Origin of the sequence: Lysinibacillus zambalensis (assembly GCF_040183165.1) — a bacterium.
Lineage (GTDB): Bacteria > Bacillota > Bacilli > Bacillales_A > Planococcaceae > Lysinibacillus > Lysinibacillus zambalensis.
Map to the genome: position 1 here is coordinate 133,922 of NZ_JBEGDG010000008.1, position 25,092 is coordinate 159,013.

Sequence of the window (25,092 nt, forward strand, 5' to 3'; positions counted from 1 at the left end):
CTTGTCCAATGAGCAAGGTCTTTTTCCTAGACATAAAAATAATTATCTAGATGCTACTTCTACTATAATTGCGATAAGAAACATAAGCGTAAACATCCCAAATGATACACCGAAGCCAACTCCAGAATCGATTGCATCGTTGCGGCGACATTGTATGTTTTTTCCTTCAAATGGATTCATTGTTATCCCTCCAATTCTGTTATTTATTATAAGACATCAATTTCATAAAAGCTATAAAGAAACGGAGAATTTGCCATATGGCAAGGAATCGACACAATTCAGTCAAAGTCACAAAGGAATATAAATCATGTATACTAGTAGTATTGCTACATGGAGGGAAAATTATGATTTCAACGGTTTGGAATAATATTAAAAAAGGACAGCTCTCACCAGTTTATTTACTAGTTGGTGAAGAAAGCTATTTTATAGACGAAACAGTTAAACGGCTAAAAGAAGCGATAGGACCCAAAGAAGAGATAGAAATGTCAACATTTGATTTGGAAGAAATGCCAGTGGATGTCGTTATAGATGAAGCAGATACAATTCCTTTTTTCTCTGAGCGAAAACTTATTATTGCTAAAAATGCATCTTTTTTAAAGGCAACAGAAAAGGGAAAAGAAAAAATTGACCATGATATAAAACGTTTAGAATCATGGCTCGCTAACCCTTCTGATTTTTCAGTAACAGTATTTATCGCGCCATATGAGAAATTGGATGAACGTAAAAAAGTGACAAAGATGATGAAGGAGCATGCGTTATTAGTCCAAGCTGAAACACCAAAGGAGCAGGACTTAGCTGTGTGGATACAAAGTATAGTGAAAGCAGAAGGCAACAGCATAAATCAACATGCAATTGAGCAGCTTGTCGCAATGGTTGGACCGAATATGCTACAGTTGCAAATGGAAATTGAGAAGTTAACTATTTATGTAGGCGAGGGTGGTGAAATAACTGCCACACTAGTCGAGGATTTAGTAGCAAAAACATTAGAACAGGATGCCTTTAAAATGTTAAATGCTTACTTTGCAAACGATTCTGTTGGAGCATTGTCTATTTATCACGATTTACTGCGTCAAAAGCAAGAGCCTATCATGCTTGTTGGATTGCTTGCATCAAATGTGCGTACGATGTCCAATGTCTTTTATTTATTAAAAAAGGGTTATCATCAACAGCAAATCGCAAAAAATTTAAAAATACATCCTTATCGTGTCAAGTTAATGGTTGAGCAGCGTAATCGTCCGTCAGAGGAAAGCTTATTGAAGGCTTTATATCAGTTAGCAGAGGTCGATTTACAATTGAAATCAACAGGAGGCAATCGTGAGCGTTATTTAGAACTCTTCTTACTGCGCCGACTTTAAGGGCATAACGGTTGTGTAGAAATGAAAACAACTATTGATGAGCTGTCCGAAGCAATATGGGCAGCTCTTTTAGGCGTAATTAATTTTTCTTATAAATTAAAAAGATCAGCAACTCTTAGTAGAGTATACTGATCTTTTACAACAATTACGCTTTTTTAGCAAGGCGAGACTTTTTACGAGCCGCCGCGTTTTTGTGGATAAGTCCTTTTGAAGCTGCTTTATCTAAAGATTTGTAAGCTGCTTGTAAAAGTTCTTGTGTGTTTTCAGCTTTAGCAGCAACAGCGTTTTCAGCTTTTTTCACTGTAGTACGCATTGCAGATTTAGCTTTTGTGTTAGCAGCGTTAGCTTTTTCGTTAACTTTTACGCGTTTAATCGCAGATTTAATGTTTGGCATATGTTTCACCTCCTAAAATAGGTACGAGATGATATCTTCTCATTAATTTCTTGTGTCAATACAACAAAAATCATTTTAACAAACGCTTGGCCAAATTGCAATAGATAAATGCAAAGAATATTTACTTGACAGTTTGAACAAACTACTGTTGAGGTGAACTGTATGCAAAATTTTAATTGGCAACGTACAGATTTAATCGATGAATCTGAAGAGGTTGTATTACATCAAACGAAAGAACAAAAAGAAACGCTTGAAGAGTCGAGTGGTATTCAAATTGAAGATCGGAATGCTGGTAGGGTAAAAATCACTGATGTAGTTGTGAATGCAGAAGGCGAACAACAAATTGGGAAAAAGAAGGGGCAGTATATTACCCTCTCTGTGCCTACTTTGACGTTGGAAGATCGAGATGGATTTGAGCAGCTTGAGAAAGAATTGCTTGTGAATTTTAAAAAAATGCATGAATCCATGTCATGGAAAGAAGATGACAAAATATTAATTATTGGTCTAGGTAATCGTACAATTACACCTGATGCTATAGGACCATATCTTATTGATCATTTGCATAGTTTAGATGTAATTGATGAAAAATTCGTCATGTATGCGCCTGGTGTAACGGGGCAAACAGGATATGAAACGGGTGAATTTGTAGCGGCGATAGCTGAACGATTAAAGCCAAAATTAATTATTGTTGTGGACGCACTTGCAACAAGAGCTAGTGACCGCTTATGTAAAACAATTCAATTAACGAATACAGGGATACATCCTGGTTCTGGCGTAGGAAATAAGCGTAAGGAAATCTCATATGAGATGCTTGGCATTCCTGTTACTGCAATTGGTATCCCAACAGTAGTTGATGCACCTGTACTAATTGCCGATGCTGTAGAGGTAATGCTACGTTCTATAGCTGCACGAGTGTCAGAGCGGAGTAAACCTTCATCAAAATTATCATTGTCTTCTTGGCAACCAGATATAAATAAAGAACTAGACATGTCTTTAGTACAGCCGATTTTTGGTGAATGGGCAACATGGTCTAAAGAAGAGCGTCAACAATTGTTTGCAGAGACTTTCGCCGGCTCTCATAACCAGCTGATGGTTACTCCAAAAGAAGCTGATTATTGGATAGATAATTATGCAAAACTCGTATCATCTATGCTTATGAATTGGGCAAATAATCTATAATTTTTTCCGTTCTAAAAGGCACATCCTCTCCATACGATAAGGGGAGGAGGGTGTGACTTTGCTAAAAAAACTACAGTGGTCATTTGGTTTATTATTGTTCTTCTTCGTATTACCTGTCATTGCTGGGCAACTTCCGTTCAACAAGCAAGCATCGACTCCGATTAAAGAGCCAGAGGATAAACCAGTCGTGTTTGCCGCTACTAATTTACCTGAACAAAGTTTCCTTGAGGAGACAAAAGAGGAAATAAAAGAGGAAATAAAAGATCCATTTAAAGTATTGTTAGTATTTACGCATTCAGAGGAAGCATATCAACCAATGGTGCAAGCTGTTAGCGGAAAAGCGGCAGTTTATGATGACAAAACAAATATTTTTAGTTTAAAAGATACTATTTCTAAGCATTTTAGTATGAACGGTATACAAACGGACGTTTTAGATGTTGATGTGATGAAGGAATTAAAACGTCAGAAAAAACTTTTTCCGGCAGCTTACAACGTCGTACGTCCTTATTTAGCAAAACGTTTACAAGAGCAATCCTACGATTTAGTGATTGATTTACATCGAGATTCTGCTAGGAAAAATGCGACAACGATAACTCATAATAATGAATCATATGCACGGATTGCAATTGTCATTGGTGCTGAGCATAAAAATTATAGATGGAATACTGCGTATGCAGAAAGTTTATCAGCTACAATGAATGAAATTGTGCCGAAAATTTCTAGAGGTGTTATATCAAAAAGTGGTGACACAGTGGATGGACGTTATAATCAAGATTTAACAAAAGAAATGGTCTTAATTGAAATAGGTGGAATTGACAATACAGAAGAGGAATTAAATCGTACAATTGCTGTAATAGGAAAAGCAATAGCAAAATCTTTCGTTACAGAAAAACAATAGTATTAGAAATTATCATAATAGTCTCTCTTTTTGCCAATTAGGCGTTGCATTTAATATTTTTTTAAAAGAATAAATGATTGCAAAAATGCTAGAAATTTTTTTAGAAAAAATTGTAGTTAAGCCTTTTAATTATTCGTTTCTTGCCTTATAATTTTCGAGTCAGCACATAAAGATTTGACTTTGAATTGTAAAAGTTTTGAGGCATATGCAATAGGCGAAATACGCTTTTGAAGCATCTACCATTTTTGGAGATGCTTTTTTGATGGGTAAAATGAACCTTTATTCCAAAAAGGATAAAGGGTAACTATACATATGAGAAGAATTTCGTGTTGTTTATGTGATAAAATGTAAACTTTTATAAATACTCATTCGTCAATTATATAAGTGAATGCACTGATTCAATCGTTAAAAGGGGACGATGTAACTTAAAACTAACGTTTACACTATAAAAATGTCGCAAAGGTTTATGGATTATCGGAAGAAGAGGACGGAATATTATGTCAGGCAAGGCAGTCAATCATCGTTATATCCCTGGGTTAGACGGGATTCGAGCTTTAGCAGTACTAGCTGTGATAGCTTATCATTTTAACTTCAGATGGGCCAGTGGTGGGTTCCTAGGAGTGGATATCTTTTTTGTTTTATCGGGTTACTTAATTACTTCTACTGTTTTACCCTTAAAAGGCAATCAGTTAACGGTAGGATTGGGGGCATTTTGGATTGGGCGATTTCGACGCCTACTACCTGCTGCATACGTAATGATTATTACTTCATTCGCGTGGGCTACCTTATTTCATAAGGAACTTCTAGATACATTGCGTGGAGATGCAATATCCTCTATTTTTTATTCAAGTAATTGGTGGTTCATTTTTCATAAACTCTCTTATTTTGATAGTTTTGGATCCCCTTCACCTATAAAAAATTTATGGTCTTTAGCCATTGAGGAACAATTTTATTTGATTTGGCCAATTGTGTTAATGCTAGGACTTTTTCTTGTTAAAAAGCAGGCTAAATTAGCCATTTATATCTTTATCGCTGCAATATGCTCAGCTATTTTAATGGGCGTAATGTATGAACCAGGAGCGGATCCAAGTCGAGTATATTACGGGACAGATACGCGATCTTTTGAATTACTTATAGGCTGCTGGCTAGCGCTCGTTTGGCCGATGAAAAGACTATCTTCTCAAAAATTATCTACTGACCATGTCAATAAACTAAATGCAATAAGTTTGGTTGCTTTTAGTATTTTTATTTTAAGTATTATTTTTGTAGATGAATATCAAACTTACTTATATAGAGGAGGTATGTTCCTTTTCTGTTTGAATGCAGCTATATTAATAGCATGTGTTTGTCATCCAATTAGCATTTTAGGAAAAATACTTTCGTTGAAGCCTCTGCGTTGGATAGGTTCAAGATCGTATGGAATTTATCTATGGCATTATCCGATTATGGTATTGGGTACGCCAGTCCATGAAATAGGTAATCCTGCGTACTGGCGAGTTGCATTACAATTAGTTCTTATTTTAATGATTGCTGAATTATCGTATCGATTTATCGAAATGCCAATACGGAAGGAAGGATTCCGTGCATACTATCGACAACACCTTGTCATTAATAAAAATAAGTGGAGTAGCCTAACGATTGCTAGAAAAATTTCAACGGTGCTCGTTCCACTATTCTTGTTAGTATTTTTTACTGGGATGACAGGTGTAGTAGGTGAAGAAAAAACGGAGTCAAAAGAGTCTCAACCAACAGAAATTAAAATAGATGGCGGAGAACAACCGTCTAAGCAGAATGATGCAGTAGCGGAAAAAGAAGCACCAGAAAGCGACTCAGGGAATGTTGAGAATGAAAAAGCTGAAGCTAGCCCTCCTGACAAAGAAGAACCTAAGCAAGGCGAAAATGATACAACTGCTAACCCTGAAAGTGAATCTTATAATGGAATATTAGCTATTGGAGATTCTTTAATGATAGATATCGCTTCAAGTTTACATAATATCTATCCAAACATTACAATTGATGCAAAAATTGGCCGCCAAGTTTCACAAGCAATCCAATTGGCACCTAATTATGCTAGTTTTAATCAGCCAAATAAAGCTGTTATTATTCAACTTGGCACAAATGGTTTCTTTACGAATGATCAGATTGATGCACTACTTGAAGCTTTCGCCAATGCCGATATTTATTTAGTGAATACACGGGTACCTCGTGCTTGGGAAGGTAAAGTGAATTATTCATTACAACAAAAAGCTCAAGAGCACGATAATATTACATTGATTGATTGGCATTCGACTGCTATCAATCATCCGGAATTTTTTGCTCCAGATGGCGTACATTTAGAACAAAAAGGTATTAATACGTTAACGAGCCTAATTCAACAATCAGTCAATATATAATTGTTCAATATTAAAATAGCCAGCAGGTACCATGTTATAAGTGTAGCTGGCTATTTTTTTGTTAAGAGTATAGGAAAATACACATTATTCAGAATAACGATTGACTTAACAGCAATTATGCCGTTCTATTGGGTTTGTATAAGGTTCATAGTATAATTCATACTAGTTTGAAGTTTCAAGAATCCCCTTTATATCAATGGTTCAGAGCGTGTAGGACTAGTATTTTAGCCCCGGAATTTGCCACGCTTGCCAATAAACTTTTACTAAACAGTGTTACGGACTGCTCCTCTAATTCCTTCAATACATGGCCGTAAATCTTATAGATACAGCCTACAGTCCAGATACGAGATTTTCATTCTACATTGCGTTCCAATATACTGTACTTTATTGTCGATACATATTTGCATAAAAAAGATTATTGAGCCTAGTTACAAACTATTTTTAGATGCATAATAAATGACAAAGAAATTAAATAATCGAACTTTATATAAATAGTTGTTTGTATCCATTTTTCTAACTAATAATCAGAATGTTCTAATAACTTTAGTGAGTTGAAGGAGATATTAAATGTGTGAGGTTTTTAAATAATAGATAGTACGTTTGACTGCCCTCAATTCATTCTAATTTGTTTCTTGTTAAAAGAAAGAATATTCGCAATAATTTGACACCTCTATTGATCTTTGATAATATGAAATCGCATACATTACTTACATAGAAACTGGGGGGGAGTAAATCAAATGGTGAAAACTCTGTACAAACTAGATTTAAGCAAATCAATGGAAGAACAGGCGCATCCTGGTCACAATCGATGGCACCCAGACATACCAGCAGCATTTTCAGTAGATCCAGGCACTTCTTTTAGAATGGAATGTAAAGACTGGACAGATGGACAAATTAAAAATGATGATAGTCCAAATGATATTCGGGATGTGAATCTTGCACGTGTTCATGTGTTGAGTGGACCGGTCTATGTGAACGGCGTTGAACCTGGAGATTTACTTGTCGTAGATATTTTAGATATTGGTACTTTCCAAGATTCGGCGTGGGGGTTTAACGGCATTTTCGCAAGAGAGAATGGGGGAAGTTTCTTAGTTGACGAATTTCCAGAAGCAGCTAAATCAATCTGGGATTTTGAAGGCATTTATACGACTTCGAGACATGTACCTGGTGTGAAGTTTGCTGGGATTATCCATCCTGGCTTAATAGGCGTTGCTCCCTCTATGGAACTTTTGCAAAAATGGAATGAACGAGAAAAAGAACTCATCTTGACCGACCCGGCCCGGGTTCCAACGTTGGCCAATGCACCGACTCCAGAGAGGGCAGTGCTCGGCACATTAAAAGGGGCTGAGTTTGATCGAGTAGCTAAGGAAGGAGCTCGAACAGTACCACCAAGGGAAAATGGCGGGAACTGTGATATTAAAAATCTATCTAAAGGGTCGAAAATCTTCTTCCCAGTATTTGTGGAGGGGGCGAAGTTATCGGTAGGAGATCTTCATTTTTCACAAGGGGATGGAGAAATCACATTTTGTGGTGGTATCGAGATGGCAGGATGGATTGATCTAAAGGTGGATGTCATTAAAGGTGGTATGGAAACCTATAAAATTTACGAGAATCCTGTATTCCAACCGGGCCCAGTAGATCCAAACTATAATGATTTCCTCGTTTTCCAAGGGATTTCAGTAGATAATAAGGATGGGAAACAACACTATTTAGATGCTAATCTTGCGTTTCGTCGCGCATGCTTGAATGCAATTGAGTATTTAAAAACGCTGGGTTATACAGGTGAACAAGCCTATATGTTGCTTAGTACAGCACCAGTTGAAAGTCGAATCAATGGCATAGTCGATGTTCCAAATGCTTGTTGTACCATTGCAATCCCTACAAAAATATTCGATAAAAATATTATGCCAAAATAATAGGATAAGGAGGTTTATTCTTGCCTAGTTACACATTTCGTTGCAATAATTGTGGAGATTTTACGTTATTTTTTAAATCAATGGCAGGGAATAAAGACAAATCAACTTGTCCTATTTGCCAATTAGAGTCAAATCGGGTCTATTTTGCACCGAATGTGTATACACTTTCGAGAGCGCTTAGTTCTCAAATCGAAAAGGGAATGGAACCGCAAATTATGAGTCGAGAAGAATTAGGGAGCAATATACCAAGGAAAAAGGCGGGCGCAAATCGTCCGTGGCAATTCGGGTAAGCACCTATTGCTTTACTCGATATATAGGATAAAGATGCTAATCTATCATTCGGCGAAGGCGCCTACTGTGATAGGCGAAAATAATAGGACTGACAGTAGTTTTCTGTTTATTTTATTGCGGGTGATATCCCAAGCGCCGAGCGTTGTCGGTAGGATTTTTTATTAGATCCTGACAGAAGGCTCCCGCTTTAAGCGTTAGCTAAGTGGCGAGTAGTTTTCAATTCAACGTATATTAATCATCTCTAAACGACAAAAAAGCTGATTGCCCGTTGTAAAATGGACAATCAGCTTTTTGTGGGGTCTTGAAGTGCGTTATTAAAGCGCCAAGCGGTTTAACAGCTGGCCTGGACATAACTTAGACACAATTCTGACAAACGGAGAGGCATAACATTTGTTATTTAAAGTAATCGATTTCTAATAAATAAGCTAGAACCGTAACTTAATCCGCGAATATCTTCATCAATCATCAGTGTATGGATCTCTAATCAATTCCAATAAATTTCTCCTAATATGCCGCAGTGGATTTGATCATTTTCATCTGTGAGGAAGCGGTCGATTTCTTGATATCTGCCTCGTAAATCTTCGGGAAATGTTTGAATTATACTCGTAAAGTTTATTATTAATCGGATAAACAATGGCATGTCTTTTTAGCGATGGTATTTTACGTGATAAATATGTAGATAAATGCGAAAGATGTTCTGAACATATTCCTTGGACAAATATGTATAGTGCTATTTTTATGTAAGTGAGATATTCTTATAATTTACCAACAAAAAAGATCGAAGCAATTAGCCTCAATCTTTCTTATTCACGCATTCCTGTACACACGCTTGCCGTATTTTATTAGTCCCAATCTAGCCCCAAATAGCCCCGAAATCATGCTGTAATATACATTAACCTGCAAAATCTAAAAAATGCATAAAACACTTACAAGTATTGATGTAACAGGCTTTCTAGTCTAGTTGTTGTTGTACTTTGCATATCTTTCATAGTATAATTCATTATAGTTTAATTAGGAGTGGAAAAGATGAACCGAGAAGCACGTTTAAAAAGACAAGAGAATATTCGAAATTTCTCTATTATTGCACATATTGACCACGGGAAATCAACGCTTGCTGACCGTATTTTAGAGCAAACGAAATCATTAACATCTCGTGAAATGAAGGCACAGCTCCTTGACTCAATGGATTTAGAACGTGAGCGAGGCATTACGATTAAATTAAATGCGGTACAATTAAAGTACGAAGCAAAAGATGGCGAAGTGTATACATTCCATTTAATCGACACACCAGGGCACGTCGATTTCACATATGAAGTATCACGTAGTCTAGCTGCTTGTGAAGGTGCTATTTTAGTTGTAGACGCAGCACAAGGTATTGAAGCACAAACACTTGCAAATGTTTATTTAGCTCTTGATAATGACCTAGAAATTTTACCAGTTATCAATAAAATCGATTTACCAGCTGCAGACCCAGAACGCGTTCGTCAAGAAGTTGAGGACGTAATCGGGTTAGATGCTTCAGAAGCGGTTTTAGCTTCTGCTAAAGCTGGTATCGGAATTGAAGATATTTTAGAACAAATTGTAGAGAAAGTGCCTGCACCAACTGGTGATCCAGAAGCACCTTTACAAGCCCTTATTTTTGACTCTGTTTATGATGCTTATAAAGGTGTTATTATTTCCATTCGAATCATGAACGGTACAGTAAAACCTGGCGATAAAATTAAAATGATGGCAACTGGAGCAGAATTTGAAGTTATCGAAGTTGGTGTACACACACCGAAAGTTGTACCACAGTCTGAATTAACTGTTGGTGACGTAGGCTATTTAACAGCCTCCATTAAAAATGTAGGTGATACTCGTGTCGGTGATACAGTTACATTTGCTAATCGCCCAGCAGCTGAGCCATTAGCAGGTTATCGTCGTTTAAATCCAATGGTATACTGCGGATTATATCCAATCGATACAGCGAGATATAATGACTTACGTGAAGCGTTAGAAAAGTTAGAGCTTAATGACTCTGCACTTCAATATGAGCCAGAGACATCACAAGCACTAGGATTTGGTTTCCGCTGTGGCTTCTTAGGGCTTTTACACATGGAAATCATTCAAGAGCGTATTGAGCGTGAGTTTAATATTGATCTAATCACAACAGCGCCTTCTGTAATTTATAATGTTCACATGACAGATGGATCTTCAGTTAAGGTTGACAACCCGTCATTTATGCCGGATCCTCAAAAAATTGATCATGTGGAAGAACCATATGTAAAAGCGACAATTATGGTACCGAACGATTATGTAGGAGCTGTTATGGAGCTTTGTCAATTAAAACGCGGTAACTTCATGACAATGGATTATATCGATACTACACGTGTCAGCATTATTTATGAAATGCCGTTATCAGAAATCGTTTATGATTTCTTTGATTATTTAAAATCAAATACGAAGGGCTATGCGTCATTTGACTATGAACTCATTGGTTATCAGACTTCAAAACTAGTGAAGATGGATATCTTATTAAATGGTGAGCAAGTCGATGCACTAAGCTTTATCGTGCACCGTGACTTTGCGTACGAGCGAGGTAAAGTCATCGTTGAAAAATTAAAAGAATTAATCCCACGCCAACAATTTGAAGTACCAATTCAAGCAGCTGTTGGACAAAAAATTGTTGCTCGTTCAACAATTAAAGCTATGCGTAAAAACGTTTTAGCAAAATGTTATGGTGGGGATATTTCTCGTAAACGTAAACTTCTTGATAAACAAAAAGAAGGTAAAAAACGTATGAAACAAGTAGGTTCAGTCGAAGTACCACAAGAAGCATTCATGGCTGTTCTGAAGATGGATGATTCGAAGTAATTTAGTAATGATAAGGGTTTGTAACGTATTTAGTTAATTAAAGTAAGGGCTAAATGGTGGGGTACCCCACCAATTCCCCTCTATAAAAAAATACGTTAGCAATTTTTATATATCTTGAGCGAATGAATCAAAGATGTTTGCAGCATCTCTGGCCATTTTCTCAGTGAGGTGGACATAGCGATCTTCTGTGACGGCAGCTCTGCTATGTCCCAATCTTTTTTGTACAGTTTTAACGGGTGAGCCATTCTCTATTAATGTTGTTGCATGTGTGTGTCGTAATGAATGATAGTTAAAGGTAATGTTTAATTTTTCACTAATTTTTCTAGTATTATATTTGATGACACTTGGCGTACAATGTTCGCCATTTTCTTTTTTACATACATAATCATGTTCTGGATCCTGTTTATAAAATTCGCCGTACTTCAAACGATTTTCCAGTTGACTTTTTTTAGCGCGTCTTAAGATTTCGGCAAGAGCATTACCGAATGGAATAGTTCGATAACCAGCTTTTGATTTTGGAGGTCTAGGTTGCCACTGCATTTTTCCGTTTGCATCTTTAATATCGACTAATTGTTGTTCAATTTCTAAAGTCATTTCCTCGAAATTTATATGTTTCCATTCAAGCCCACAAACTTCTCCTACACGTATCCCACAATGTAATCCAATGTGAAATGGTAAATAAAAAGGGTGGTCCTCATATAAAACACTATTAATACGTCTTAAGTTTTCTTTTGATTGAATTTTTAAATCTTCACGAGTAGGTTTTCTGCTTTTATCTTTCAAAAGCTCTACATAATGCATAGGGTTTTCTTTGATATATTTGTACGGATATACAGCATGATTTAATGCTTTGCTTAAGATACCTATTATTATGCTTAATGTTTGGCGAGCATAGCCCTCACGTGTTTTCAAATTAATGAATTGCTGTAATACATGTGGGGTTAAAGATTTTACTTTATATTTACCTAAATGCGGTAAGATATGATTTTTTATAGTTGACTCATAATTATAATACGTATTTGGTTATAATTTGAGGTCCACATATTCCTCCATCCAAAAACTTAAAAAATCCTGCAATGTGATTTCTTGAGGTTTAAATACGGTTCCAGCATTTTCGTACTCTAATATCTTTCTCCGTAATATTGCTTCTGCTTCTGCTTTTGTATGGGCTCCTTGGGGTGGGTTTAGTATTCACTGAAAGAAAGAAGTCCTTTTTAGTGCAAATAAATAAATTTTTGCAAACATAATATAATCTAATTGAAATAATAGCGGGGAGGATACATTTGTCTAATAATCGTGAATTCAAAAAGGTTTGCGAGGGTTGTGAAGACTGTAAAAGTTTCTCCAAGGTTAGGGTTTCTAGTTGTCCCAATGTGCCAACTAAAGAAGAACCAGTACAATTCACCCCAGCTTATGGTTCAATATATAATGTAGCTGGAGGAGATCCTACAACTGATCCAAATGTTAATTTCGACACAGTCGGACCTTTCAGTGGAACAACACCAAATACCGTTGATGATTCTATTACTGTTAATAGCCAAGGGGTATATACTGTTACGTTTACAATTGAACTAAGAGCAAGTTTAGCAGGAACATCTAGTAATATTATTTTTCGTCTCTCTATAAATGGGACTCCTCTTGCAACAAAACAGATTGAATACCAAACCTTTGTAGCTGGTGCTATGAATGAAGTAGATGTAGTATCAAGAACAGACCAAATTGCGTTAAACCAAGGTGATGTTATACGAGTTGCCATAGTAAGTTCAACTGGAGTCATTACTTATGATAATGCTGCATTGGTAGTAACAAAAGTTGCATAGGTCAAATATATACATTGAAATTGTGCCATATAGCGAATTACGCTCAAAACCATGTTAAATTGATATTGTGATAATTTTTAAAAGCGCACGGAAATGCGTTAACAAAATTGCTTTACAAATATAGCACGTTCGCTTGTACGTGTGTTTCGCAAACAAGCACTGGAGGCTACTAAATTGGTAGTCTCTTTTTATATCAAAATTGTATTACATACTCTTACTTCCGTTTCATTTACAATTGTAGATGATGGGAGGTGAACGAGATGGGATGGAAAAATTGTCCGAATTGTGGCAAAGAATATTGGATTCATGAAATGAGGTTTCCGTTTACTGATTCTGGTGGTTCATTAAGTTGTACAAATTGCGGAACTAAACTTCATTCATGGAATAAAGGTACATATGACTATATGTTAGTTGAAGCAGAAGAAAAAAGAAAACAACTGAAACGCCAAGAATGGGAAGCAACTAATTATCCTAAATGTTACTGCGGAAATACAATGGTTAAGCGTAAAGGTGGTTATGGCGAGTTCTTTGGATGTGCTAATTATCCAAATGGATGTACTAAGACGGTTAATGTTAATGAAGTTGAAGATGAAGAGTTTTATTAAGTAAAGTGAGTCACATCTAACAAGGTGTGGCTTTTTAATCGGAGTGAGAAAATGTCTCAAAATAAAAAGTATTATAAAATTTATAACTTTAAAGAAATTTACTCAGAATTTGAATCTCATTTAACAAAAAAAGACTATGAAGATTCAGATGTAAACAAGTATATTAAAGATAATATGAACAAATATTTTTATAATGAATTGGAAATTATGAAAGAAACTACATTAAAACATAAAGAACGTAAATCCTTCGAGGGTACTGTTGCATTTTCAGCTTTATCAGCTATTTTTACTCTATTAGCGATTCTCGTAGCTATTATTTCAGTTGATAAAAGATTACAAGGTTTAAAAGAAGTATGTTTAATTATTATCTTATTTATTTATGTATTATTGACCACGGGTTTTGCCTTTTATTTATTAAAAGAATCTACTAAAATTATTAGAACAGAAAATTTATTGGATATTACTATTAGATTAAGAAAGAGTAAAATTTAACTCTCGTTAAATCATGAATCGGTCTACATTCATTTGAGTGTAGGCTTTTTATTATGCCTTGAAGACTGTATATCCTATCGACCATCCAATAATCGTAGGAGTTAATCGTGGGGTTATGAATAGGGTGAGCAGTCTTGAAGATATAAAGTCGAAAGCTAAACAGACTATAAAAGCTAATGAGCAAACCATTATTAATTGTGGAGGGCAAACATGAAATGGCTACATTAGTTATTTAGTTTAGCTGGACTCTCATTAGGTGGGCTAACACTTGCATTAAATACAAATGTAAAGAGTATTGCGGTTAGAGTCCGAGCGAGTTCATTCGATTTCAAGATGGGAAGGTGAAGAGGAAATGAAAAGACTCCTATTTATGGAGTCGTAGTTTTATCTCGATTTTCAATACCTTTTCTTTTCCCTTCTGGTAACTTATCGAAAAGAGATTGAATAGTATTAAGACGAGTTATTCTATCTTCAACTATAAAGTTAATAAATTCGAATAGTTTTTGGGTTGTTGCAGTATCGTCTTTTAAATCCAATTGTCCAGGATGTACAGACTCATTACCAATAACTCTAACAATATCTAACGCTTGTTGCACTTGAGGATGCAGACCTTTTTGAACTAAAGAACCTATATCTTTGTTTATATCTTTTCCTTGTTCACCTAAATAAACCATAAGTTTTTGTAACACTAATCTTAATAATGCAGCAGCACCTCTTGGTGATTTATTTACAATATTTGAAGCTTCTATGTAATCTTCTAATAATTCTTGAGGTAAATCTTCATGAGGGTTAGGTGCAATTGTACTTTCTGGATATAACAATTTCCCATCCTTCCAAACTGAATAACCATTACAATAAGAGCACCTATAGGTATTAAAGCCATGTAAGCTGGCATTCCAATTAGGATGGTAGTATAAAATATGCCAATCTTGCTTTGCATACACATTACAAAGTGGGCAATGAAAACTCTTTTCATTAAATATAGGCGGATAAAATTTATGCATATTTCCAACTCCTTTTCCAATTAATATACAATCGATGTTTAATTTGGTCAAACCAAAAACAATTAGAAAGAGGGATGAAATGAATAAAACAAAAGGAATTTCATTATCAGTTGATATGGACACAGACAAAGTGCAATTAAAGTTACGAGCAAACGCAAAGCATACTGAAGCATTGGCTGATGAGTTGGATGCTATTGATAATACTTGGTCATGTGATTGTGGTTCGCTCGATTATTCAGACCACACTTATCCTAGCGGTTCGTTAGTTACAAGGGTTTGTGATATGTGCAAAGAATCGTACATCATTCCGAACGAAGAACTACCAACACGATTAGAAGGCAGCGACTAACAACCATGCAGCAGTACAAAACAAAACAAGAGCAAACTGCATTCTATAAATCTTCCAGGTGGCTGAAGCTACGACTCGAAGCACTCGAACGAGACAATCACGAATGTGTATGGTGTGCAAAAGAAGGAAAGGTCACAACAAAACATGATGCAGTTTTAGAAGTCGACCACATTAAAGAGATTGAAGACTATCCAGAACTAGCATTAGAGTTAGACAACCTACGAACATTATGTAAGAAGTGTCACAACAAAAGACATAATCGTTTTGATGGTAAAGAGAATAAATGGATTGATGACGAGAAGTGGTAAAGAGATAAAAGTATAGTACCCCCGGGTCAAAAGGTTTTGCGATTCAAAAAACCCCTGGGACCGGCGTGGGGTCAACTCTCTGAAAATAACCTTCACATTAGGGAGGTAGGGGGGAGGGGTTAGATGAAAAAAGTGAATCTTGATGATTTAAAAGAGCAGCTACTAAGTCATTAGATGAATTGTCTTTATTAGACGAGGCAGCCGTTTGGGAACAATCCATTGAAATGTTTGTGGAAGGCTCAAAAGAACGTATCTTAGCACAAAAGGAATATCAAAAGGCTGTAGAGGCTGTAAACAAAGAAATCCTAGCTATTAATAAAGACTACCAATCTCAAATGCAAAAAATTAATGATGACTTAATCAAACAAGAAAACGATTTAAATAAAGCATATGACGATGCATTCTCTAAACGTCTATCATCATTAATGTCTTTCGCTGGATTGTTTGATGAATTTAAAGTTGAGATTAATAAAACAGGTTATGAATTACTCAGCAATTTACAATCACAAGTGGATGGATTTAAGCAATGGCAAGATGAATTTGCTAAATTATCTGCGCGTAATATCGATGCTGATCTGTTAAGTGAATTATCGGATTTAGGTGTTAAAACACTTCCACAATTAATGGCACTGAATCAATTAACGGACGAACAATTAACTCAATACAGTGCGTTGTATCAAGAAAAATCTGCGCTAGCTAGCTCGTCAACAAGCAGAAAAAGAACTTACAGGTATGAGAGAAGATACCGACAAGCAAATTCTCGCTTTACGTGAAGTTGCGTCAAAACAACTTGATAAGTTAAAAACTGAATGGAGTTTGAAAATCAAAGAGCTCACAAGCACTACAGCAAGTGAACTAAGCTCGTTACAACAAATTGGTGCAGACGCTGGACAAAAGTAGGAAGAAAGGAGTAGATATTATATGATTCATAAGGAAATTCAAGAGTTGCTTAATGATCTTAATTCATTTGCCAAACAGATAGCAAATGTTAGATTATCAAATTTATCATTTGATGTATATGAGTTTAGAGATGAATATGTAATGCAAGTAGATTTAATATTTGCAGAAAAAAGTCAATTTGATAATATTCAAGATGCATTTTCTGCAATATTTAAAAAAGAATTGTTCGATGGAGAGGAATGGGATATCAATGATGAACCAAATCCTGCTGATGAACAATGGCTAACAGCGTTAGAAGATGGCTGGATTAATGATTATTACCCCAAAAAATATGTTTGTATTGAGTTAGTGAACAAAGATGAGTTTATATGTAGATTTAAAAATGAATTAGCATATCTTAATGTAACAGAATCAATTGTTAAAGAACTTTTAACTAGATTGAATCACATTGAAATTATTCAAATAAAAAAGGGATATACATATGATTACATATTTGGACAGTCTGATAGTCATTACTTTTTGTTTGAATGGGGAATATATGCTTAGTATGTTGACCATTTCGTGATTAGTGGTTTTTTATTATGTGTTCATATAGTTGTGGAAGACAAAGCAATTGATGCGTTCAAAATATAAGCAGAAAGAAGTGTATGGAAGAAGGTATTTTTACTTAGACCATATTTCTTATTTAGGACATATATGGTAACTTTGTTTTGTACATATAGTTTTTATAAAAGGAGAGCATGAAATGTTACATAAGAAATCATCTAACAAAAATTTAATGATTAAAGCACTAGCTGCGAGTGTTATGACAGCTGCTGTCGTTATTCCAGTTGCTACTGAAAATGTGGAAGCAGCACCAGTAACAAAAACTACATTTAAAGATGTAACTAAATCACATTGGGCATATGAGTCCATTAAACAGGTAGCTGAAAAAGGGTTAGTAACAGGTTATGAAGATGGTACATATAAACCATCTGCTCAAGTTACACGTGCTGAATTTGCAACGTTTTTAGCCAGAGTATTTGAAAGTAATGAGCGAGCTACTGTAAGTTTTTATGATATTTCAGATACACATTGGGCTAATGAAGCAATCCAAGAGGGATTAGCTTTAGGATTTATTAAATTAGGGGATTTCTCTAAAAATAAATTTGAACCAAACAAAGCAATGACTCGTGGCGAAATGTCTAGATGGCTTGCAAATGGGTTAGCCCATGCAAATGCTGATTATGGCAAAGCGATTGAGGAAATGGCGAATTCAAACCTTACTTTAATACCGATTCCCGAATTTTATAAGGGTGGAGTAAACAAAAAAGACTTACCTTATATTGGGGTAGCACTAGGTACTGGATTGCTTTCAGGTTATGAGGACTTCACTTTTAAGCCAAATGGGAATACAACACGTGCCGAGGCGGCAACAATCCTTATTCGTTTCATGGATACATTGAAGAAAGTGCCATCTGATTTCGTAGGGCTGCAGGAACTTCGTGAGGTTGCTAATACTGGGACTAATATTTTAACACTCACAAATTATGAAAAATCGCGGTTTAATGATACTAGTTTTTGGTACAAAACTACAGAAAAATCTGCAAAAGAGAAAAATATGAGTGTAGAAGAATATGTTAAAATGCTCTGGGGAGAGGCATATAAGCTACCTGTTACGGGAGAAGAGGTAGGTGGTTTCGAGGATGTGCTAGGGAAACCGTACACGTTGAATAACAAACGTGCTGTTAACATGATAGAACGTGCCATATTCGTGGACACAAGAGGCTCACAAGCAAAAGGTATCTACAAAGATATGTTTTTTATGGATGTTACAAATCCGAACATGCCTGGTGAAAGATTAAATGAAAATTATTATTCGGTATATTATGAATACACAACAACACCAAGTCAAAATACCACTTTAGCTAGTATGTATAATGGTTCTGTACTGGGGCAAATAGGTGATCGAACAGTTAATTTAGTGAAGGCGGAACAATTTGGTATCACGACACCTCTAACGAAATATGAATCGTACTACAGGGAAGTGGAAAAGGGCGTATTCAAAAAAATAACAAACGATTTCTTCACAAAAGATAAAACTGTCCGCTATTGGGCTGTACAAACTGTGGGTAAAGTATTTGAAGGATCAATAAGAGGAATGACAGATGATGGCAGTCGGTACCATTATGAAATTATAGAATAAAAAGAAATGTTTATATAGGGTAAGAATCATAAAGAAAAACCAAAAAAGACCACTCCGTGATGGGTGGTCTTAAATTTTTCCCCATCATATCCCCACCAGTAGTAGAAAATAAAGCTCGATAAATAAAAATACCCATGAATAAAATTAAATAAAAAGATACGCCTGAATACAGCATTTCTATAGGAAGCATTCATGGCTGTTCTGAAGATGGATGATTCGAAGTAATTAGGAATATCAAGGGTTGGCAGGCATTTGCCTAGTGAAATAAATATGTGCTTTAAGGCATTTGCCACCCGTTTGCCACCCATTTAGAATTTATATTCATATTACACCTAAAGATCTTGAGCAAATGAATCAAAGATATCTACAGCATCTCTGAACATTTTCTCTGTAAGATGGACATAGTGGTCTTCTGTAATAACTGATCTGCTGTGTCCTAATCTTTTTGCACAATTTTAATAGATGTACCACCATTTTCAATTAATGTTGTTCGTGTGTGTGGCGCATGAAATGATAGTTAAAACTGATATTTAATTTTTTTAGTATTATATTTGAAGACACTTGACGTACAATGTTCGCCATTTTCTTTTTTTTACATACATAATCATGTTACAGTAAACGAGTAAACGGAGCATAGGCTAGCGTTATTTTTATACCTTCATCCATCTTTTTGTTATGATTAAATAACATCAAGGAGGGAACAAAATGAAAATATATAAAAGTGATGACGAAATGATTGATGAATTATATACAATCATTCGGTACATTCAATCGAATCACCGTGAGAATTCTGAGGTACTTGAAACATCTTATGAAATAAAAGATGCAGTAATCAAAATAAGAGAATCTTTAGGCGTTTAATTCGAAGCCCTCCACAATCATCTGTGGAGGGCTTTTATGATGCAGAAAAGGAAGGTGTCAGATGAAAACAGACACATTATATACATCCATATTATAGCCACTTTCTTGATTCAACAATCGAGTGGACCACCTCTAGGCATCCACTGTCATACTTTCTTTGGTAGAAGGGAGTAATTAAAATCTTTAAAATTGATTCAACACATATGATTTATAGAATCATGAAATTATTTGAGTCATTCTACTTGTGAGATATTTAAATTGTATTCACTCTCAAAAGTTTCAATAAATTTAATAGCACCTTTTGAAAGGTAACGGTCCTTCAACCAGATAACGGCGGAATCTGATTGAATACTTAGTTCTTCAAGCTCCAATATTTTCAGGCCATTCATAGAAAATGAATGTAAGACAGACCTTGGAAGTAAGGAAGCACCGACACCTTCTCTAACTAGGGACATAATCATAGCAGCGTCTGAACATTGACAGACAATATTTGGTTCATAGTGATATTTTCTACAAGCTTCTATAACGAGTTCGTATTGACCAACACCCTTAAAACGTTGTAGCAACATTAGTGGCATACTTGAAAGTTCATCTAGTCTTAATGTATTTTCATAATTCCACGTCTCAGGGATAACGGCAACAAAATGGTCGGGAGGTAATGGCAGTGAGGATAAGTCATCTGATTCTGCCTCTAAAGGTAACCGGACTATAGCAACCTCAATATGCCTATTTCTTAAATCTTGTAATAATCGATAGGTATCCCCTTCGTATAAACGAAATGTAACGTTTGAATACTTTTCTCGGAAAAAACGAATGCGTTCAGGTAGGTAAGAAAAGCATGTTTTTACAGATCCAATTGATAATGTACCCTTAAGACCTTCCCCTACTTCTTTCACTTCCATAATTGTTTCATCAATCTGACTTAAAAGATTGGTAGCTCTCTTATACAAGACTTTTCCTGCTGCTGTTAGTTCTATATTCTTTCCATTTCGTACTATCAAAAGAGTACTAAGTTCTTCCTCCAGCGCTTTTAGCTGTTGACTAAGGGGGGGTTGGGCCATATGTAACTTTTTTGCTGCTCTAGTGATCTGGCCTTCTTCAACAATAGTGGTAAAGTATCGCAATTGTCTTATATCCATGAAAATCCTCCTTAGAAAGCATATTTATTTTATATACGTTACAAACATTTTAAATATTTTAAATATTTCAAACTTAATGATACATTAATCTTGAAAACGATTCCATGAAAAGGTAGAAAAGGAGAAGATAAAATGTCTAGAATTCGAAAAGCTAAAGAAAGTATAAAAGGTTCGATTGCACCAGTTATTACACCATTCAAGGAAGATGAAAGTTTAGATTTACAGACATTTAAAAGTTTAATTAACTGGCAGATAGAAAGTGGGAGCCATGGCATTTCGGTAACCGGGACTTCTGGGGAACCTAGTTCTCTAACGATCGAAGAAAGAGAGCTTGTGATGGAAACAGCAAGTAAAACGATTAATGGACGAGTTCCATTTATACCAGCAACGGGATCAGTTAATCATAATGAAGCACTTCGGCTAACAAAGGCTGCTCAAGAAATGGGAGCAGATGCCGCGATGGTCATTGTTCCGTACTATAATAAGCCTTCTCAGCAAGCATTATATAAACACTATAAAACTATTGCAGATGCCGTGGATATTCCAATTATTATATATAACATTCCTGGAAGAACAGGGGTGAATATGGAAGTAACAACTATGGCTCGACTTGTTGAAGATTGCCCGAACATTATTGGTGCCAAAGAGTCTAATAAAGATTTCGAACATGTCAATCGAGTGCTATTAAATTGTGGGAGAGATTTTAGTCTATTCTCGGGAATTGAACTTCTTTGCTACCCAATGTTAACAATTGGTGGGAAAGGTTCTATTAGCGCTACAGCAAACGTTGCACCAGCGAAAGTAGCAGAAATGCATAATGCTTGGGAGGAAGGAGACACTGAAAAAGCGTTAGATCTTCATTTTGAATTAATGACATTAAATGATGTGTTATTCAAAGAGACTAATCCTGGACCAGTAAAAGCAGCGCTGGGGATGATGGATAAAATTACGCCAGTTTTACGCAAGCCAATGGATTTACCATCTGAGGCGCTGCAAAACGAAATTCGGGAAGTTTTAAATCAATATGGTATTTTATCAAATGAGATTGTAACTAAATAATAAATTCGAAATCTAAAAAATTCTCTTACTCCTTATTAGAGGAGTAAGAGAAGAATAAGGAGTGTAATAACATGCAAGTTCAAGTAACTGAGACTCAAAAAAATCACGAACACATGCAAGTAGAAAATATAAAACTCTTTATTAATGGACAGTTTGTCGACAGTAAATCAGGTGCTTCTTTTGAAAATAAAAATCCATTTACCAATAAAATAAACAACTATATCGCTGAGGGACGTGAAGCGGATATAAATCAAGCTGTTCTTTCAGCAAAAGAAGCATTTGAGAATGGTCCGTGGGGCAAGATGAAATTGAAAGAAAGAATGAATTATATTAATAGAATTGCAGATCTTATCGATGAGGAGATTGAAGAAATTGCTTTCTTAGAAGCATTAGATACAGGTCTGCCAATTAGCCAAACAAGAAATCAAACCGCACGTGCTGCAGAAAATTTCCGTTTCTACGCACGAATGGTTGAGACAAAATTGCATGGTGAATCTTACCCAATGGATGATGAATTCATTAATTATACAGTTTATAAACCATTAGGAGTTATAGGGTTAATTACTCCATGGAATGCCCCATTCATGTTAGAGACTTGGAAAGTAGCGCCTGCATTAGCAACTGGAAATACTGTTGTTCTAAAACCAGCGGAACTTTCACCATTAACGGCAAATAAATTAGCTGAAATTATTCATAAAGCAAAAGTTCCGGATGGAGTCTTTAATGTCGTTCATGGCTTTGGAGAAACAGCAGGGGCTGCTCTTGTTGCTCACCCAAATGTGAAAGCGATTTCATTTACAGGTGAAACGACTACAGGTTCCACTATTATTAAAAACTCTGCGGATACTTTAAAGAAAACATCGATGGAGCTTGGTGGAAAATCACCTTTAATTGTCTTTGATGATGCAGATCTTGAACGAGCTCTAGATGCAGCAATATGGGGGATTTTCTCTTTTAATGGTGAACGTTGCACATCCAATTCTCGGGTATTCTTGCATAAAAATATTAAAGATCAATTTATTGAAAAATTAAAAGTACGTGTCGCTAACATTAAAATCGGTGACCCAATGGATTCATCAACTCAGCTTGGTCCGCTAATTGAAAAAGATCATTACAACAAAGTAAAAAAGTATATAGAAATCGCTAAACAAGAAGGTTGTGAAGTAATTCAGGGAGTGGTTCCGGAGAAGGTAAAGGCAGGTAATTTTGTACCACCGACACTTTTATTAAATGCAAGAAATGACATGAGAGTATGTCAGGAAGAAATTTTTGGTCCTGTTATGGCCGTAATCGAATTTGAAACAGATGAAGAAGTACTTCATATGGCAAATGACGTATCTTACGGACTAGCAGGTTTTGTATGGACAAAAGATTTAAAACGAGCACATCGTATGGCGGATGCTATTGAAGCGGGTATGCTTTGGATTAACGCTCAAAACGTACGAGATCTTCGAATTCCATTTGGCGGTATGAAAGATAGTGGAATTGGAAGAGAGGGCGGTCATTACGCAATGTTTGAATTCTATACAGAACCAAAGGTAATCCATGTTGCTATAGGTGATCATCATATTCCGCAATTTGGAAAGTAAAAACTATTTTTTGAGGGGGAAGCAATAATGCCAGCAAAAACAGGAAAGCAATATATTGAAAGAGTTGATAATGCACAGGCAAATATATGGATTGATGGAAAACGAGTAGAAGGTAAAATTTCTGAACATTCAGCTTTTAATGGGGTTATGAAAACTCAGGCAGAACTTTATGATTTGCAACATGATCCAGAAAAAAGGGATTACATGACATATGTATCTCCAACTACTGGTGAACGGGTAGGTACATCTTTTATACAGCCAAAAACAAAAGAAGATTTGGTGACACGTCGTAAAATGATGCAAGAATGGGCGAAATATAATGGTGGCATGATGGGACGTTCCCCTGATTACATTAATGTCGGGATGATGGCGTATGGTTCAGCTTCAGAAATGTTTGGAAAACAGGACTCCATCTATGCCGAAAACATGGCCAACTACTACGAGTATTGCCGTGAAAATGATTTATCTTTAACACATACGTTGATTCAGCCTCAAGTCAATAGGGGAGTGAATTCAGCACAGCTTCCAGATCCGTATATTGCAGCACGGATTAAAGAGAAAACATCTGAAGGGGTTGTTATTAAAGGGGCAAGATTACTTGCTACTCAAGGTGGTATTACAGATGAAATCATGGTATTCCCATCTACTTTGTTAAAACAATCAGCTGAAGAAAATCCATATGCATTTGCATTTTCTATTCCTAATAATACTCCGGGCTTAAAGTTTATTTGTCGAGAATCTTTTGATTATGGTAAGTCTCATTTCGACCATCCGCTAGGGTCTCGCTTTGAAGAAATGGATACTATTGTAGTGTTTGATAATGTTGTCGTTCCTTGGAATCGAGTCTTTGCCCTTGGTGATGTTAATGTGTGTAACCAGGCCTACAACGAAAGTAATGCAGTTGTTCATATGACCCATCAAGTTGTATCAAAAAATATCGCGAAAACAGAGTTTGTACTTGGTATTCTTCAATTAATGGCAGAGACAATTAATATTGGCCAATACCAACATATACAGGAGAAAATCTCTGAAGTAATTATTGCACTTGAAACGATGAAAGCATATGTCGTTGCTGCCGAAGCAAATGCAAAAGTGGATAGATGGGGAACTATGACACCGGATTTTGCACCGTTAAATGCAGCACGTCATTACTTCCCTAAAATTTACCCTCGCTTTACAGAAATTATGCAATTAATGGGTGCAAGTGGCTTAATGGCGATTCCATCAGAATCAGACTTCAATTCTGATATTCGTCCGGATCTTGATAAGTATTTACAATCAGCCACTGGAGATGCTTATCATCGTGTGAAACTTTATCGTTTGGCATGGGATGTATGTATAAGTTCATTCGGTTCTCGACAAACACTTTATGAGCGCTTCTTCTTCGGTGATCCCGTTAGAATGGCAAGTACGCTTTATAACGGGTATGACAAACAGGAATATGTTAATCGTGTAAAAGAATTTTTGAATCGATCAGAAGAGTTTGTTAAAAATAGCTAATT

25 protein-coding genes and 1 pseudogene are annotated in these 25,092 nt (G+C 35.8%); 19 read left to right on the plus strand and 7 right to left on the minus strand.

All coding sequences use genetic code 11. The annotated features are described in order from the left end of the window. Positions 1 to 42: 42 nt before the first annotated feature. Positions 43 to 180, minus strand: a complete 138-nt coding sequence (locus ABNX05_RS12715) for a YqzM family protein (protein WP_349660086.1) — start codon at positions 178 to 180, stop codon at positions 43 to 45. A gap of 164 nt (positions 181 to 344) precedes the next feature. On the opposite strand from ABNX05_RS12715, the gene holA reads away from it, so the two are divergent. Next, complete coding sequence (gene holA / locus ABNX05_RS12720) at positions 345 to 1,355, plus strand: DNA polymerase III subunit delta (RefSeq protein WP_349660087.1); 1,011 nt, start codon at positions 345 to 347, stop codon at positions 1,353 to 1,355. Positions 1,356 to 1,500: 145 nt separating this feature from the next. Here holA and rpsT read toward each other — a convergent pair whose 3' ends face one another. Next, entirely contained in the window at positions 1,501 to 1,749 is a 249-nt protein-coding gene (gene rpsT / locus ABNX05_RS12725; protein WP_079562884.1) for a 30S ribosomal protein S20, read from the minus strand. 162 nt (positions 1,750 to 1,911) lie between these two features. On the opposite strand from rpsT, the gene gpr reads away from it, so the two are divergent. The 6 genes from gpr (at position 1,912) to lepA (ending at position 11,279) form a co-directional block, all read left to right on the plus strand. Next, on the plus strand, positions 1,912 to 2,928 hold the full coding sequence (gene gpr / locus ABNX05_RS12730) for a GPR endopeptidase (protein ID WP_349660088.1): 1,017 nt from the start codon (positions 1,912 to 1,914) through the stop codon (positions 2,926 to 2,928). A gap of 52 nt (positions 2,929 to 2,980) precedes the next feature. Then, positions 2,981 to 3,826 (plus strand): stage II sporulation protein P, encoded by an 846-nt coding sequence (gene spoIIP / locus ABNX05_RS12735; RefSeq protein ID WP_349660089.1) that lies wholly within the window; start codon positions 2,981 to 2,983, stop codon positions 3,824 to 3,826. 497 nt (positions 3,827 to 4,323) lie between these two features. Beyond that, on the plus strand, positions 4,324 to 6,219 hold the full coding sequence (locus ABNX05_RS12740) for an acyltransferase family protein (RefSeq protein ID WP_349660090.1): 1,896 nt from the start codon (positions 4,324 to 4,326) through the stop codon (positions 6,217 to 6,219). Positions 6,220 to 6,956: 737 nt separating this feature from the next. Further along, on the plus strand, positions 6,957 to 8,135 hold the full coding sequence (gene fmdA, locus ABNX05_RS12745) for a formamidase (RefSeq protein ID WP_349660091.1): 1,179 nt from the start codon (positions 6,957 to 6,959) through the stop codon (positions 8,133 to 8,135). A gap of 20 nt (positions 8,136 to 8,155) precedes the next feature. Beyond that, a complete protein-coding gene (locus ABNX05_RS12750; RefSeq protein WP_349660092.1) occupies positions 8,156 to 8,425 on the plus strand; it encodes an FmdB family zinc ribbon protein in 270 nt (89 codons plus the stop codon). A gap of 1,027 nt (positions 8,426 to 9,452) precedes the next feature. After that, complete coding sequence (gene lepA, locus ABNX05_RS12755) at positions 9,453 to 11,279, plus strand: translation elongation factor 4 (RefSeq protein ID WP_349660093.1); 1,827 nt, start codon at positions 9,453 to 9,455, stop codon at positions 11,277 to 11,279. Between the two features lie 105 nt (positions 11,280 to 11,384). Here the strand turns inward: lepA and ABNX05_RS12760 are convergent, their stop codons facing one another. Both ABNX05_RS12760 and ABNX05_RS26390 read right to left on the minus strand, forming a co-directional pair. Further along, the gene (locus ABNX05_RS12760; protein WP_349660094.1) at positions 11,385 to 12,191 is read right to left on the minus strand and encodes a tyrosine-type recombinase/integrase; all 807 of its coding nucleotides are present in this window, start codon (positions 12,189 to 12,191) and stop codon (positions 11,385 to 11,387) included. Positions 12,192 to 12,203: 12 nt separating this feature from the next. Then, positions 12,204 to 12,290, minus strand: a pseudogene (locus ABNX05_RS26390) (tyrosine-type recombinase/integrase); the annotation flags it as partial. Between the two features lie 362 nt (positions 12,291 to 12,652). Here ABNX05_RS26390 and ABNX05_RS12765 point away from each other — a divergent pair. The 3 genes from ABNX05_RS12765 (at position 12,653) to ABNX05_RS12775 (ending at position 14,196) form a co-directional block, all read left to right on the plus strand. Beyond that, complete coding sequence (locus ABNX05_RS12765) at positions 12,653 to 13,099, plus strand: hypothetical protein (RefSeq protein ID WP_349660095.1); 447 nt, start codon at positions 12,653 to 12,655, stop codon at positions 13,097 to 13,099. 260 nt (positions 13,100 to 13,359) lie between these two features. Continuing rightward, positions 13,360 to 13,704, plus strand: a complete 345-nt coding sequence (locus ABNX05_RS12770) for a topoisomerase DNA-binding C4 zinc finger domain-containing protein (RefSeq protein ID WP_349660096.1) — start codon at positions 13,360 to 13,362, stop codon at positions 13,702 to 13,704. A 51-nt stretch (positions 13,705 to 13,755) separates the two neighbouring features. Next, a complete protein-coding gene (locus ABNX05_RS12775) occupies positions 13,756 to 14,196 on the plus strand; it encodes a hypothetical protein (protein WP_349660097.1) in 441 nt (146 codons plus the stop codon). A gap of 368 nt (positions 14,197 to 14,564) precedes the next feature. On the opposite strand, the gene ABNX05_RS12780 is transcribed toward ABNX05_RS12775, so the two are convergent. Continuing rightward, a complete protein-coding gene (locus ABNX05_RS12780) occupies positions 14,565 to 15,200 on the minus strand; it encodes a DUF4145 domain-containing protein (RefSeq protein WP_349660098.1) in 636 nt (211 codons plus the stop codon). A 34-nt stretch (positions 15,201 to 15,234) separates the two neighbouring features. Between ABNX05_RS12780 and ABNX05_RS12785 the strand changes: the two genes are divergently transcribed. From ABNX05_RS12785 to ABNX05_RS12805, 5 genes are all read left to right on the plus strand, one after another. Then, on the plus strand, positions 15,235 to 15,549 hold the full coding sequence (locus ABNX05_RS12785) for a hypothetical protein (protein WP_349660099.1): 315 nt from the start codon (positions 15,235 to 15,237) through the stop codon (positions 15,547 to 15,549). 5 nt (positions 15,550 to 15,554) lie between these two features. After that, positions 15,555 to 15,857 (plus strand): HNH endonuclease, encoded by a 303-nt coding sequence (locus tag ABNX05_RS12790; protein WP_349660100.1) that lies wholly within the window; start codon positions 15,555 to 15,557, stop codon positions 15,855 to 15,857. 179 nt (positions 15,858 to 16,036) lie between these two features. Continuing rightward, complete coding sequence (locus tag ABNX05_RS12795; RefSeq protein ID WP_349660101.1) at positions 16,037 to 16,630, plus strand: hypothetical protein; 594 nt, start codon at positions 16,037 to 16,039, stop codon at positions 16,628 to 16,630. Between the two features lie 148 nt (positions 16,631 to 16,778). Beyond that, positions 16,779 to 17,303: a hypothetical protein gene (locus ABNX05_RS12800; RefSeq protein WP_349660102.1), complete on the plus strand. Its 525-nt coding sequence runs from the start codon at positions 16,779 to 16,781 to the stop codon at positions 17,301 to 17,303. A 199-nt stretch (positions 17,304 to 17,502) separates the two neighbouring features. Then, positions 17,503 to 18,942, plus strand: a complete 1,440-nt coding sequence (locus ABNX05_RS12805; protein WP_349660103.1) for an S-layer homology domain-containing protein — start codon at positions 17,503 to 17,505, stop codon at positions 18,940 to 18,942. A gap of 26 nt (positions 18,943 to 18,968) precedes the next feature. Here ABNX05_RS12805 and ABNX05_RS12810 read toward each other — a convergent pair whose 3' ends face one another. Next, positions 18,969 to 19,235: a hypothetical protein gene (locus ABNX05_RS12810; RefSeq protein WP_349660104.1), complete on the minus strand. Its 267-nt coding sequence runs from the start codon at positions 19,233 to 19,235 to the stop codon at positions 18,969 to 18,971. A 412-nt stretch (positions 19,236 to 19,647) separates the two neighbouring features. Between ABNX05_RS12810 and ABNX05_RS12815 the strand changes: the two genes are divergently transcribed. Then, positions 19,648 to 19,803: a hypothetical protein gene (locus ABNX05_RS12815; protein WP_349660105.1), complete on the plus strand. Its 156-nt coding sequence runs from the start codon at positions 19,648 to 19,650 to the stop codon at positions 19,801 to 19,803. 233 nt (positions 19,804 to 20,036) lie between these two features. Here the strand turns inward: ABNX05_RS12815 and ABNX05_RS12820 are convergent, their stop codons facing one another. Then, the gene (locus ABNX05_RS12820; protein WP_349660106.1) at positions 20,037 to 20,942 is read right to left on the minus strand and encodes a LysR family transcriptional regulator; all 906 of its coding nucleotides are present in this window, start codon (positions 20,940 to 20,942) and stop codon (positions 20,037 to 20,039) included. 132 nt (positions 20,943 to 21,074) lie between these two features. Here ABNX05_RS12820 and hpaI point away from each other — a divergent pair, with 132 nt between their 5' ends. From hpaI to hpaB, 3 genes are all read left to right on the plus strand, one after another. Further along, a complete protein-coding gene (hpaI, locus tag ABNX05_RS12825; RefSeq protein ID WP_349660107.1) occupies positions 21,075 to 22,001 on the plus strand; it encodes a 2,4-dihydroxyhept-2-ene-1,7-dioic acid aldolase in 927 nt (308 codons plus the stop codon). A 71-nt stretch (positions 22,002 to 22,072) separates the two neighbouring features. Continuing rightward, entirely contained in the window at positions 22,073 to 23,590 is a 1,518-nt protein-coding gene (gene hpaE / locus ABNX05_RS12830; RefSeq protein ID WP_349660108.1) for a 5-carboxymethyl-2-hydroxymuconate semialdehyde dehydrogenase, read from the plus strand. A gap of 27 nt (positions 23,591 to 23,617) precedes the next feature. Then, on the plus strand, positions 23,618 to 25,090 hold the full coding sequence (gene hpaB / locus ABNX05_RS12835; protein WP_349660109.1) for a 4-hydroxyphenylacetate 3-monooxygenase, oxygenase component: 1,473 nt from the start codon (positions 23,618 to 23,620) through the stop codon (positions 25,088 to 25,090). Positions 25,091 to 25,092: the final 2 nt, after the last annotated feature.